15 protein-coding genes and 1 tRNA gene are annotated in these 12866 nt (G+C 59.2%); all 16 read left to right on the forward strand.

Annotated features, from left to right (window positions below):
* Window positions 1-3: 3 nt before the first annotated feature.
* The 16 genes from folP to nuoK all read left to right on the forward strand — a co-directional run bounded on the left by folP (window position 4) and on the right by nuoK (window position 12857).
* The gene (gene folP, locus KUL93_RS06010; RefSeq protein ID WP_217126178.1) at window positions 4-855 is read left to right on the forward strand and encodes a dihydropteroate synthase; all 852 of its coding nucleotides are present in this window, start codon (window positions 4-6) and stop codon (window positions 853-855) included.
* 71 nt (window positions 856-926) lie between these two features.
* Window positions 927-2285 (forward strand): phosphoglucosamine mutase, encoded by a 1359-nt coding sequence (glmM, locus tag KUL93_RS06015; protein WP_217126179.1) that lies wholly within the window; start codon window positions 927-929, stop codon window positions 2283-2285.
* 29 nt (window positions 2286-2314) lie between these two features.
* Complete coding sequence (tpiA, locus tag KUL93_RS06020; RefSeq protein ID WP_217126180.1) at window positions 2315-3055, forward strand: triose-phosphate isomerase; 741 nt, start codon at window positions 2315-2317, stop codon at window positions 3053-3055.
* Between the two features lie 2 nt (window positions 3056-3057).
* Window positions 3058-3396 (forward strand): preprotein translocase subunit SecG, encoded by a 339-nt coding sequence (gene secG, locus KUL93_RS06025; RefSeq protein WP_217126181.1) that lies wholly within the window; start codon window positions 3058-3060, stop codon window positions 3394-3396.
* Window positions 3397-3449: 53 nt separating this feature from the next.
* Window positions 3450-3534 (forward strand) — tRNA-Leu (locus tag KUL93_RS06030).
* Window positions 3535-3702: 168 nt separating this feature from the next.
* On the forward strand, window positions 3703-4074 hold the full coding sequence (gene ndhC / locus KUL93_RS06035; RefSeq protein WP_217126182.1) for an NADH-quinone oxidoreductase subunit A: 372 nt from the start codon (window positions 3703-3705) through the stop codon (window positions 4072-4074).
* A 3-nt stretch (window positions 4075-4077) separates the two neighbouring features.
* Window positions 4078-4557 (forward strand): NuoB/complex I 20 kDa subunit family protein, encoded by a 480-nt coding sequence (locus KUL93_RS06040; protein ID WP_217126183.1) that lies wholly within the window; start codon window positions 4078-4080, stop codon window positions 4555-4557.
* Between the two features lie 14 nt (window positions 4558-4571).
* On the forward strand, window positions 4572-5162 hold the full coding sequence (locus tag KUL93_RS06045) for an NADH-quinone oxidoreductase subunit C (RefSeq protein ID WP_217126184.1): 591 nt from the start codon (window positions 4572-4574) through the stop codon (window positions 5160-5162).
* Between the two features lie 2 nt (window positions 5163-5164).
* Window positions 5165-6418, forward strand: a complete 1254-nt coding sequence (locus tag KUL93_RS06050) for an NADH-quinone oxidoreductase subunit D (protein WP_217126185.1) — start codon at window positions 5165-5167, stop codon at window positions 6416-6418.
* 11 nt (window positions 6419-6429) lie between these two features.
* A complete protein-coding gene (gene nuoE, locus KUL93_RS06055) occupies window positions 6430-6927 on the forward strand; it encodes an NADH-quinone oxidoreductase subunit NuoE (RefSeq protein WP_217126186.1) in 498 nt (165 codons plus the stop codon).
* Between the two features lie 20 nt (window positions 6928-6947).
* Window positions 6948-8243 carry an NADH-quinone oxidoreductase subunit NuoF gene (gene nuoF / locus KUL93_RS06060; RefSeq protein ID WP_346731663.1) on the forward strand — a complete coding sequence of 432 codons (1296 nt, stop codon included), beginning with the start codon at window positions 6948-6950 and terminating at the stop codon, window positions 8241-8243.
* The gene (gene nuoG, locus KUL93_RS06065) at window positions 8243-10396 is read left to right on the forward strand and encodes an NADH-quinone oxidoreductase subunit NuoG (RefSeq protein WP_217126188.1); all 2154 of its coding nucleotides are present in this window, start codon (window positions 8243-8245) and stop codon (window positions 10394-10396) included. The genes nuoF and nuoG overlap by 1 nt, the downstream gene beginning before the upstream one ends.
* Window positions 10393-11442 (forward strand): NADH-quinone oxidoreductase subunit NuoH, encoded by a 1050-nt coding sequence (nuoH, locus tag KUL93_RS06070; RefSeq protein WP_119335176.1) that lies wholly within the window; start codon window positions 10393-10395, stop codon window positions 11440-11442. The genes nuoG and nuoH overlap by 4 nt, the downstream gene beginning before the upstream one ends.
* A 13-nt stretch (window positions 11443-11455) precedes the next feature.
* On the forward strand, window positions 11456-11941 hold the full coding sequence (nuoI, locus tag KUL93_RS06075; protein ID WP_119335175.1) for an NADH-quinone oxidoreductase subunit NuoI: 486 nt from the start codon (window positions 11456-11458) through the stop codon (window positions 11939-11941).
* Between the two features lie 11 nt (window positions 11942-11952).
* Complete coding sequence (locus KUL93_RS06080) at window positions 11953-12540, forward strand: NADH-quinone oxidoreductase subunit J (protein ID WP_217126189.1); 588 nt, start codon at window positions 11953-11955, stop codon at window positions 12538-12540.
* Between the two features lie 14 nt (window positions 12541-12554).
* Window positions 12555-12857 carry an NADH-quinone oxidoreductase subunit NuoK gene (gene nuoK, locus KUL93_RS06085; protein ID WP_119335173.1) on the forward strand — a complete coding sequence of 101 codons (303 nt, stop codon included), beginning with the start codon at window positions 12555-12557 and terminating at the stop codon, window positions 12855-12857.
* Window positions 12858-12866 lie beyond the last annotated feature (9 nt).

Below are 12866 nucleotides of genomic sequence, written 5' to 3' on the forward strand. Positions count from 1 at the left end.
TCGATGAAACCCAAAACCGTCGATTACCCTCAGCCCCGCGTTTGGCACGCGGGGCGTTTCCGTTTGTCGTTGCGCGAGCCACTCGTGATGGCGATCGTCAACCTTACCCACGATTCGTTTTCGGGCGACGGGGTTGGCGACAACCTCTCCGCGGCACTCAAGCAGGCCGAAGCCGCGGTCGAAGCAGGCGCTGCAATTCTTGACCTCGGCGCCGAATCGACCCGCCCGGGGGCGCTGCCTGTCCCAGCAGAGGTGGAATGGCAACGGTTGGCGCCGGTGCTGCGGGAAGTGACGCGCTGGCCGGTTGCGATTTCGGTCGATACGCGCAAACCAGAGATCATGGCGCGTGCGGTTGCGCTCGGTGCGGACATTCTCAACGATGTTTCGGGCTTTCGCACTGCGGATGCGGTTCGCGTCGCTGCGCAGAGCGGTTGTGGCTTGTGTGTGATGCACATGAAAGGGGAGCCGCAAACGATGCAAGCAGCGCCGTACTATGACGATGTGGTCGGTGAGGTGCATGCGTTTCTCGATGCGCGGACCCGTGCGCTCGAAGCCGCAGGAGTGGCCCCCCAACGCATCGTCTGGGACCCTGGCTTCGGTTTTGGGAAGACGTTGGAACACAACGTGGCGCTTTTTCGTGCGTTGCCGCGTTTTGTCGCATCGTATCCCGTCCTCGTTGGTGTTTCGCGCAAACGGATGATTCAGGCGATCACCGGTCGGGACGAACCCAAGGCGCGCGTCTTTGGCAGTGTTGCCGCCGCGCTCAAAGCGGTGGCGTTGGGTGCTGCGATCGTGCGCGTTCACGATGTTGCGGCAACGGTCGATGCACTGCGCGTTTGGCGTGCGCTGGCGTGAACGCGTAGCGAAATAGCGGCTTTGTACGATCCCCCTGGTACAATGGCACTTTTTTGAACTGGGTAATCTATATGGCTCGGTGGTTTGGCACCGACGGCATCCGCGGGCGTATTGGAGATCCCCACCTTGCGCCCGATTTCGTCGTTCGGTTGGGTTTTGCCGCGGGCAAGGTTTTGGCGCGCGCCCATACCGGTTTGCGACGCCCGACGGTCGTCATCGGCAAAGACACGCGGGTTTCTGGGTATCTCTTAGAAGCGGCGCTCGAAGCGGGGTTGGCCAGTAGCGGTGTCGATGTCTTGTTGACAGGCCCCTTGCCGACGCCTGGGATCGCCTACCTCACACGCGCGATGCGGCTCGATGCGGGAATCGTCGTCAGCGCGTCGCACAACCCCTATTACGACAACGGAATCAAATTTTTCTCCGCAGCGGGGACGAAACTCGACGACGCGCTGGAAGTACAGATCGAAGAGTGGCTGGAAGCGCCCGTCGAATCGGTTACAGCAGACGCGTTGGGCAAAGCGAAGCGAATCGACGACGCCTCGGGGCGTTACATCGAATTTTGTAAGAATACTTTTCCCGCGGACCTTACGCTCGATGGCTGGCACCTGGTGCTTGATTGCGCTCATGGCGCAACGTACCAGGTAGCGCCGCACGTTTTTCACGAATTGGGCGCGAAGACCACGGTGATCGGCGCGGAACCCGACGGGTTCAACATCAACCGCGCGGTGGGAGCAACCCATCCTGAGACGCTACAGCATGCGGTCGAAATGCACCAGGCCGACCTCGGGATCGCGTTTGACGGTGACGGGGACCGCGTGGTGATGGTCGACCGGGAAGGGCGGTTGTACGATGGCGACGCACTGTTGTTCGCAATCGTCCGCGACCGTTTGGCTGCGGGCGTTTCTGTTCCCGGGGTCGTGGGAACGGTGATGACCAATCTGGGGTTGGAGCGTGCGCTCGGTGCCTACGGTGTGCCGCTTGAACGGACTGCGGTGGGCGATCGTTTCGTCGCAGAGCGTTTGCGCAAACGGGGTTGGTGCTACGGCGGGGAGAATTCGGGGCATCTCCTCTGTTTGGACAAACACACCACGGGCGACGGGATTATCAGCGCGTTGCAGGTTCTGGCCGCGTTGGTGCGCTATGAGACGACCTTGGCCGAATGGACGGCGCCGTTACAGACCTATCCCCAAAGGTTGCGCAATGTCGTCTGGCCAAAGGGAGAGGACTGGCAAGCCCACGGGGCGCTTCGGGACGCCGTAGCGCTTGCCCAATCCCAATTGGCTGATCACGGTCGGATTCTGATTCGCCCGTCAGGCACCGAGCCGCTTTTGCGGATCATGGTCGAAGGGGAGGAGGCGGCGGTGGTCGACGCCATTGTGGAGGCGCTCGCGGAAACCGCGGAACGGGTTGCTCAACAGGTGCGCCGGTGACGATTGCATTGGGGTGAGGAGTCTTTTCCATGAAGTGGGTAATCGGTAACTGGAAATCAAACGGCACTTGGGCGCAGAACGAAGCGCTACTCGTCGCGCTCAAAGCGCTGGTTTTCGAGAAAACGCAGGTAGGGGTCTGTGTGCCGTACCCCTATCTGGCGCAAGCACAGCGAATGTTGCAAGCGCACAAGCTGCTCTGGGGCGCACAGAATGTCAGCCCGTTCGGCCCTGGGGCCTATACCGGTGAAGTGCATGCGGAAATGCTGCGCGATTTCGGATGCCGATTGACCATCGTCGGCCACTCGGAACGGCGGCAATATTTCGGTGAAACCAATGCGCAGATCGCCGAGAAGATCCAGCGACTCAATGCGGTGGAGATTACGCCGATCTGGTGTGTTGGTGAGACACTGGAAGAGCGGGAGCGCGGCGCCTGGCAAGAAGTCCTGCGCCGTCAGATTGTCGAGGTGGTCGAAATCGTCGGCGCCCCAGCGGTCGAAAACGTCCTCATCGCTTACGAACCCGTTTGGGCGATTGGAACCGGGCGCAACGCCACGCCCGAAGACGTCGCTGCGGCGCATGGTTGGTTGCGCAAGGTGCTTTCTGAGGTTGGGGCGCGCGCAGACCTTCCGATCCTCTACGGGGGAAGTGTCAAAGGAAGCAACGCTGCGGAACTCTTTGCCGTCGAGGGGTGTGATGGCGGTCTGATCGGCGGCGCGTCATTGAGTGCACCAGAATTTGCCGCGATCGTTGCGGCTGCTGAAAAGGAGTAACCATGGGGGGTTTGGCTTTTTCGATCGTTCTGACGATTCACTTGGTCGTTGCCGTAGCATTGATCATACTGGTGTTGTTGCAACACGGTAAGGGCGCCGATGCCGGTGCCGCGTTTGGTGGCGGAAGCTCGGCAAGCCTTTTTGGGGCTTCCGGCGGAGCCACCTTTTTGAGCCGCACCACTGCGATCCTCGCCACGGTCTTCTTCTTGACCAGCTTGGCGATGACCTATCTGGCAAGCAAGACCCAGCTTTCGACTCCGTCTAGCGTCATGCAGCAAGAGGTTGGTGGTGCGGCACCGCAGCCGCAAACGCCTGCGCCGGATTCGAAAATCCCTCAGTAGCGGCACGAGGTATTGCACTGCGGCAAAATTCCGGTATAATTCGTTTCGTTGCTGCCGACGTGGTGGAATTGGTAGACACGCCATCTTGAGGGGGTGGTGGCGAAAGCCGTGTGAGTTCGAATCTCACCGTCGGCACCAAACAAAAAAAGCCGCTAATAAGCGGCTTTTTTTGTTGCAAAAAGAATTTTTATCAAAAAAAATTCAAATAACTTAGATTTTTTTGATAGCTCGTTTTTTGGCTTCGCGCTGCATTTAGAACCAAAAAGGTGTATCCTATCGGTCGCCCGAAGATGAGGAGCGGCCGTAATGGAAAGCTACTTTCCGGTCCTGGTTTTCCTGGTAGTCGCGCTGGCGATCGGCGTACTGCCGATGGTGTTTGGGTGGATCCTTGGCTCACGCCGTCCTGATCCCGAAAAATACTCCCCCTACGAATGCGGTTTCGAGCCGTTCGAAGACGCCCGTATCAAATTTGACGTTCGCTATTACCTCATTGCGATCCTGTTCATTCTGTTCGACTTGGAAATCGCGCTCTTGTTTCCGTGGGGCGTTACGTTCAATGAAATGATCGCTGCAGGCGCAAACGCCTGGTACGCTTTTACTACTGTGCTGATCTTCCTGGCCGTGTTGGTCTTGGGCTATGCGGTCGAATGGAAGAACGGCGCGCTCGATTGGGAGTGAGCGATGGGCATTGAAGGAGTGATGCGCGAAGGGTTCATGACCACGTCGCTCGATACGGTCATCAACTGGACGCGGACGGGGTCGCTGTGGCCGATGACCTTCGGGTTGGCGTGTTGTGCGGTCGAAATGATCCATGCCGGCTGTTCGCGTTACGATCTCGACCGCTTCGGCGTCGTTTTTCGTCCCAGTCCGCGACAATCCGACCTGATGATCGTCGCAGGGACGCTCTGCAACAAAATGGCGCCCGCATTGCGCAAGGTTTATGACCAAATGCCCGAGCCGCGGTGGGTGATCTCGATGGGATCCTGCGCCAACGGGGGCGGCTATTACCACTACTCCTATTCCGTGGTGCGCGGATGTGACCGCATCGTGCCGGTCGATGTCTACGTTCCCGGCTGTCCACCCACGGCGGAAGCGCTTCTGTACGGCATCATTCAGCTTCAGAACAAAATCAAGCGCACGTCCACGATCGCGCGCATGTAGCCTAGGGGGCGTCGATGAAAAGAACCGAAGCTTTGGTGCAACGACTGCGGAACCGGTTCGGCGATCAAGTCGTGGTGCAGGAGCACCACGGGGAAGTGACGATGACCGTCGACAAAGACAACTATCTGGCGATCGCGCGAACGTTGCGCGACGATCCCGATTTTGCGTTCGAACAGTTGATCGACCTTTCCGGCATCGACTATGCCACTTACGCCAACCGTCCGTGGCCGGGGCCCCGTTTCGCCGTTGCCGTCCATCTGCTTTCGCTCACCCATAACGTAAGGTTGCGGCTGAAGACCTTTGCGGTAGACGACGACTGGCCGACCCTTCCTTCGTTGATCGAGATCTGGCCCAGTGTCGATTGGTATGAACGCGAAGCGTTCGACCTCTTTGGGATCCTCTTCGAAGGGCACCCCGATTTGCGGCGCATTTTGACCGATTACGGATTCGTCGGCCACCCCCTGCGCAAAGACTTCCCGGTGACCGGCCATGTCGAAATGCGTTACGACCCGGAGAAAGGGCGCGTCGTCTATCAACCGGTGACGATCGAGCCGCGCGAAAACACGCCGCGAATCGTCCGTGAAGCGAACTACGGGGACGTGTGACGATGGCCGAAATCAAGAACTTTACGATCAACTTCGGGCCGCAGCACCCGTCGGCCCACGGTGTCTTGCGCCTGATCCTCGAACTCGACGGGGAGGTGGTGGTGCGCGCCGACCCGCACATCGGGTTGTTGCATCGCGGTACAGAAAAATTGGCGGAAACCCGCACCTGGGTGCAATCGGTTCCCTATATGGACCGGTTGGACTACGTCTCGATGATGTGCAACGAACACGCCTACTGCCTGGCCATCGAGCGGCTGCTTGGGATCGAAGTGCCGATTCGCGCGCAGTACATCCGCGTGATGTTCGATGAAATCACGCGCATCCTCAACCACCTTCTCAATATCGGTACCCATGCGCTCGATATCGGCGCGATGACGATGGTGCTCTATACCTTCCGTGAGCGCGAAGATCTGATGGATGCGTATGAGGCGGTCTCCGGTGCGCGGATGCACGCAGCGTACTATCGCCCAGGCGGGGTGTACCGCGACCTGCCGGACGAAATGCCCAAATACACCGTCAGCAAATACAAAGACGAAAAACGGGTCAAGGAGCTCAATCGCGCTCGTGAAGGGTCGCTGCTCGACTTCCTGGAAGATTTCTGTGAGCGGTTCGAAGGGTATCTCGACGACTACCATACGCTCCTTACCGACAACCGCATCTGGAAACAGCGGACCGTGGGGATCGGCGTGGTCTCCCCGGAAGAGGCGCTGGCGTGGGGATTCACCGGGCCGATGCTGCGCGGCTCTGGCGTGGCGTGGGACCTGCGCAAGAAGCAGCCCTATGAAGTCTACGATCAGCTCGAATTCGATATCCCGGTGGGGACCAACGGTGACTGTTACGACCGCTACCTGGTGCGCATGGAGGAGATGCGGCAATCGAACCGCATCATCAAACAGTGCATCGACTGGTTGCGGAAAAACCCCGGCCCGGTGATCACGGACAATTACAAAGTGGCGCCGCCTCCCCGCGAGAAGATGAAAACGGGGATGGAAGAGCTGATCCACCATTTCAAGTTGATGACCGAAGGAATCCACGTGCCGCCAGGTGAGGTTTATGCCGCAGTGGAACATCCGAAAGGGGAGTTCGGCGTCTACGCGATCTCCGATGGTGCCAACAAACCCTACCGGGTCAAACTGCGCGCCCCCGGGTTTGCGCACCTTTCGGCGATGGACAAGATGGCGCGCGGACATTTGATTGCGGACGTCGTTGCGATCATCGGCACCATGGATATCGTCTTCGGCGAAATCGACCGCTAAAGGAGTTTTCGATGCTCTCACCAGAGGCGTTGGCCCGCATCGACCGTGAAATCGCCAAATACCCGGCGGGGCAGAAGCAGTCGGCGGTGATGGCGGCGCTACGGATTGCGCAAGAAGAGAAAGGGTGGCTTTCGGAAGAGACGATCGCGTTCGTCGCGGACTATCTCGAGATGCCGCCAGTCGCGGTCTATGAAGTCGCCACTTTCTACAACATGTACGATTTGGCACCAGTAGGCAAATACAAACTCACGGTGTGCACCAATTTGCCCTGTGCGCTCTCTGGCGGCTACCACGCGGCAGAACACCTCAAGGAGCGCCTCGGCATCGATTTCAACGAGACCACACCGGACGGCCTTTTCACACTGAAAGAGGGTGAGTGCATGGGCGCTTGTGGAGATGCTCCGGTGCTGCTCGTCAATAACCACCGAATGTGCTGCCGGATGACACGCGAACGGCTCGACGCCCTTTTGGAAACCCTCAAGCGCCAAGCCACGGAGAATACCCAATGAGTACGCTCAAGCTGGGTCAGATGATCCTCAAGGATTGCGATGAATCCCGTTGGCGGTTGGCCGATTACGAAGCGCGGGGTGGCTACCAAGTTCTGCGGCGTATCCTCACGGAAAACTGGTCGCAAGAACGGGTGATCGAAGAGGTGAAGACCTCGGCGCTGCGTGGGCGTGGGGGTGCTGGCTTCCCAACCGGGCTCAAATGGAGTTTCATGCCCCGGCAGTTTCCCGGGGAAAAATATGTCGTGTGTAACTCCGATGAAGGCGAACCCGGAACGTTCAAGGATCGCGACATTCTGCGCTACAACCCACACAGCGTGATCGAAGGGATGATCATTGCCGGTTACGCGATGGGGGCGAGCTGCGGGTACAACTACATCCACGGTGAAATTTTCGAAGTTTATGAGCGTTTCGAAGAAGCGCTCGAAGAGGCGCGCCGCGCTGGCTACTTGGGTGAGAATATCTTGGGGAGTGGTTTCCACTTCGAACTCTATGCCCACCACGGCTACGGGGCTTATATCTGTGGCGAAGAGACGGCGCTTTTGGAATCGATCGAAGGGAAAAAAGGGCAGCCACGGTTCAAGCCGCCATTTCCCGCCAGTTACGGCCTTTACGGAAAACCCACCACCATCAACAACACCGAAACGTTTGCTTCGGTTCCTTTTCTGCTTGCGATGGGGGGCGAGCAGTTCCTGCATTTGGGCAAGCCCAACAATGGCGGGATGAAGATTTTTTCGGTCTCGGGACATGTCAATCGCCCGGGAAACTACGAAATTCCCATGGGAACGCCATTTTCGGAGCTCTTGGAACTGGCTGGCGGTGTCCGAGGCGGGCGCAAGCTCAAAGCGGTGATCCCGGGGGGCTCTTCCGCGCCAGTCGTGCCGGGAGACGTGATGATGGAATGTACGATGGATTACGACTCCATCGCCCAGGCTGGCTCGATGCTGGGTTCTGGTGCGGTGATCGTGATGGACGAAACGACCTGCATGGTAAAAGCGCTGGAGCGACTCTCTTACTTTTACTATGAGGAGTCGTGCGGTCAATGTACGCCGTGCCGCGAAGGGACCGGTTGGCTTTATCGAATCGTCCACCGCATCGAACACGGCCAGGGTCGTGTCGAGGATCTCGAGCTCCTTGAGTCGGCAACCAGCAACATCATGGGCCGGACCATCTGTGCGCTCGGCGACGCGGCGTCGATGCCGGTGCAAAGCTTCATCAAGCATTTCCGCGACGAATTTCTCTACCACATCGAACACAAGCGCTGCTTGGTCCCTCCAGAAGTCCAGTGGGCCGGTAGCGACATCTACGTGGAGGCGTGATGCTGACGCTCGAGATTGATGGCAAACCGGTCGAGGTCGAAGACGGCGCCACCGTGATGGACGCCGCGAACAAACTCGGCATTTACATTCCTCATTTCTGCTACCACAAAAAGCTGTCGATCGCTGCCAACTGCCGCATGTGCCTGGTCGAAGTGGAGCGCGCTCCGAAGCCGCTACCTGCTTGTGCGACGCCAGCGACCAACGGTATGAAGGTGCGGACCCATTCCCGGAAAGCGATCACGGCGCAAAAGGGGGTGATGGAGTTTCTGCTCATCAACCACCCGCTCGACTGCCCCATTTGTGATCAGGGCGGCGAATGCCAGTTACAGGATCTGGCGGTCGGCTATGGTCAGAGCGCTCATCGCTTCGCTGAAGCGAAGCGCGTGGTCGCCGACAAAGACCTCGGGCCGCTCATCGACACCTTCATGACCCGTTGTATCAACTGTACGCGGTGCGTGCGTTTCTTGGCCGAAATCGGTGGATTTCAAGAACTGGGGCAAGCGTTTCGCGGCGAGCATGCCGAGATCCTACCGTTTCTGGGGCAGACCGTTCATTCGGAGATCTCGGGTAACGTCATCGACCTGTGCCCAGTAGGGGCGCTCACCTCCAAACCCTTTCTCTATCGTGCGCGTACCTGGGAATTGACGCGGCGCCGCTCCATCAGTCCCCACGACGCCTGGGGTTCGAATCTGATCGTACAGAGCAAACACGACACGGTCAAACGGGTTCTGCCGCTCGAATTCGAAGCGATCAACGAATGTTGGCTCTCCGACCGTGACCGCTTCGCCTATGAAGGGTTGAACGCTTCGGATCGCCTCACGCGGCCGATGGTCAAAACCGATGGCCGCTGGGTCGAAGTGGCGTGGCAAACCGCGCTCGAAGTGGCTGCGAATCGTCTTGCCAGTGTCGCCGAAGAAAATGGGGATGACGCGCTTGCCTTCCTCGCGCACCCGATGAGCACCGTCGAAGAGCTCTACCTGCTTAAGGCGCTCGGGGCCGCTTTCGGAGCAGCGGTCGACACCCGGATTCGCCAGCGCGACGCGCGCGCAGACCTGGCACGCGGCAAGGTTGCGTGGCTCAACGGTTCGATTACCGAAATCGTCGAGAGTGACGGTCACTGGTTCCTGGGTGCGGACGTGCGGCGCGAACTGCCCCTCATGGCGGTACGTCTTCGTGCTGCGGCGAAAGCCGGAGCCCGTATCGTCCGCTGGGACGACAGCGACGACGATTGGCGCATCCCTGGTGTGGATCCGCACAAACTGACCGCACCCGCAATGCTCGTCGCGTTGGTCCATTTCGCGAAACACTTGGGGGTGACGCTTCCGGATTGGGCGGTTGGTCTGGTGCAACAGCCTTCGCCGCTTTCGGCAGCCGAATTCGACGCGCTCAGCGCCGCGCTGCGGGGCGCTCAGAAGCGGCGGATTTGGCTGGGGCGCCCGTTACGCGCGCATCCCAACGCCGCCGAATTCGAATGGCTGGCCGAAGCGATTGCCGGTGCGCTGGGCGCAAAACTGGGTTGGCTGGTCGATGGCGCGAACGCTGTGGGCGCAGCTGTCGTCGGCGCGCAAGCAACGCAAACCGCGCATCAGTTGGCGTCTGCCGGAAAAGCGGGCTATCTCCTCGTCAATCTGGAACCGGAAGATTTCGCTGCGCCTGATGCGGTTGCCGATTCGTTCGCGCGCGCACGCACCGTCGTTGCGCTGACCCCATACGCAAGTGAATCGCTCAAAGCCGCTGCGGATGTGCTTTTGCCAATCGCACCCTTTACCGAAACCTCGGGCACATTGGTCAATATCGAGGGGCGGTTGCAATCCTTTACCGCAGTTGTACGGCCGCGGGAAATGACGCGACCGGGTTGGAAAGTCTTGGCTGCGCTCACCGCGATGCGCACGGGGAGATCGGTGGCCTACACGGCAAGCGACGCTGTTCGGGATGCGGCGCTGCCGCAAGGGTGGCGTACCCAACTGGCGCAACATGGCCTCACCGCAATCGCCCCCGCGCCAACGCTGCACGCGAGCGCCATTCCCGCGTTCGACCGCGTCACGCTCTATCAAGGCGATATGATCGTTCGCCGTTCTGCGTCGCTGCAAGCCACGGACGACGCGAAAGCGGAACGGGGAGCAACCATTCCGAGTGAGGAGGCCGCAGCATGAACGAATGGCTCTCGTTGGCGCAGGGCTGGCTGGGACCCGCGTGGCCGGTCGTCTGGAACGTGCTCAAAATCATTGTGCTGCTGGTGCCGCTCCTACTCGCGGTTGCCTATCTGACCTACGCGGAACGTAAGATCATCGGTTACATGCAGGTGCGCATCGGGCCGAACCGTGTGGGGCCTAAGGGGTGGTTGCAGCCGATCGCTGACGCGCTCAAACTGCTCTTCAAAGAGGTGATCGTCCCCAGCCAGGCCAACAAGGTCCTCTATTTCGTCGGTCCGGCGATGGCGCTTGCGCCGTCGCTGTTGGTCTGGGCGGCAGTTCCCGTGAACGACGGTTGGGTGATCGCCGATCTCGACGCCGGGTTGCTCTTCGTGATGGCGGTGATTTCGCTCGAAGTCTATGGGGTGATCATCGCCGGTTGGGCGTCGAACTCGAAATACGCATTTCTGGGCGCGATGCGTGCCTCGGCGCAGATGATCTCGTACGAAGTGGCGATGGGGTTCGGCTTGATCTGTGTGCTGCTCGTTTCGGGTACGCTCAACCTCAGTGAGATCGTGCGGCAACAGGGAACCGGCTGGTTCGCCGACCACGGCTTATCGTTCCTCTCCTGGAACTGGTTGCCGTTGCTGCCGATCGCCGTCGTCTATTTCATTTCGGGTGTCGCCGAGACCAACCGGGCCCCGTTCGACTTGCCGGAAGGGGAGTCGGAGATCGTCGCCGGACATATGGTCGAATACTCCGGTATGGCGTTTGCACTCTTTTTCTTGGCGGAATACGCCAACATGATCCTGGTCTCGTTCCTCACCTCGATCCTCTTTTTCGGCGGGTGGTTGAGCCCAGTGGCGTTCCTTCCGGATGGGCTACATTGGTTGCTGATCAAAGCCAGCGTCTTCCTTTTCCTCTACCTGTGGATCCGCGCCACCTTCCCGCGCTTTCGCTACGACCACGTGATGCGGTTGGGGTGGAAGGTGTTCGTGCCGATCACCATCGTCTGGTTGCTGGTGGTGGCGGTTTGGATGTTGACTCCGCTGTCGATCTGGCGCTAATGGGAGCGTTGCGATGAGCGCACTGAATTTCCTGAAAAGCCTTTTCCTGACCGAGCTGCGGCAAGGGATGGCGGTGACGTGGCGTCACCTCTTCAAGCCGAAGATCACGGTGCAGTACCCCGAAGAGAAGACTCCTTTGAGTCCGCGCTTCCGGGGGTTGCACGCATTGCGGCGCTACCCCAACGGTGAAGAGCGGTGTATCGCCTGTAAGCTGTGTGAGGCAATTTGCCCGGCGATGGCGATCACGATCGAAGCCGAGCCGCGCGCGGACGGGTCTCGGCGAACCACCCGGTACGACATCGACCTCACGAAATGCATCTTTTGTGGGTTTTGCGAAGAGGCCTGCCCGGTCGATGCGATCGTGGAGACGCGGATTTTCGAGTATCACGGGGAGAAGCGAGGCGATCTGTACATGACCAAAGAGATGTTGTTGGCAGTTGGTGACCGCTACGAAGCGCAGATTGCCGCCGATCGCGCCAAAGACATCAAATACCGCTGAGGATTCCGCTCATGGATGTGGTCTCGTTCGTCTTTACCCTTTTTGCCTTCTTCCTCCTCCTAGGCGCGTTGGGCACCGTCTTCAGTCGCAACCCCGTTGCTGCAGCGATGTGGTTGGTACTCACCTTCTTTTCGGCAGGTGGGGTGTGGCTGTTGCTGCAAGCGGAGTTTTTGGCGCTCACGCTCGTGCTGGTCTATGTCGGTGCGGTGATGGTGCTCTTCCTGTTCGTCGTGATGATGTTGGACCTCAATTTGGCCAAATTGCGGGAAGGATTCTGGCACAACGCACCGCTGGCGTTGCTCGTCGGCGGCGCGTTGGCGATCGAACTCTACCTGATGCTGACGAGCCCTGCGTTTCATCGAGCTGCGGCACCTGCTGTTGCGGGCAGCAATACCAAGATGATCGGCGAAGTGCTTTACACCGTTTATGCCTATCCATTCGAAGTCGCGGCGATGATTCTGGTCGTCGCGATGATCGCCGCGGTGACATTGACCCATCGCAAGCGGTCCGATGTACGCGTGGTGAAACCTGAGGAGCAGATCGCGGTGAAAGCGAGCGAGCGGCTCAAGGTGGTTTCGCTCCCTGCGGAAAAAGAGTGACAGGAGCATTCGCGATGACCCTTACGCACTATCTGTTGCTCGCAGGCGCACTGTTCGTGATCAGCGTCGTGGGCATCTTCTTGAACCGGAAGAATTTGATCGTTTTGCTGATGTGTATCGAATTGATGCTCCTCGCGGTCAATACCAATTTCATCGCGTTTTCCCATTTTCTGGGCGATATCCACGGTCAGGTCTTCGTTTTCTTCATATTGACCGTGGCAGCCGCGGAAGCTGGGATCGGCTTGGCGATCCTGGTGGTTCTATTCCGGCACCGGCAGTCGATCCACGTCGATGATCTCACCGAGCTGCGTGGGTAAGGAGGGAGC

The organism is Hydrogenophilus thiooxidans, from assembly GCF_019049855.1.
Taxonomy (GTDB): Bacteria; Pseudomonadota; Gammaproteobacteria; order Burkholderiales; family Rhodocyclaceae; genus Hydrogenophilus; species Hydrogenophilus thiooxidans.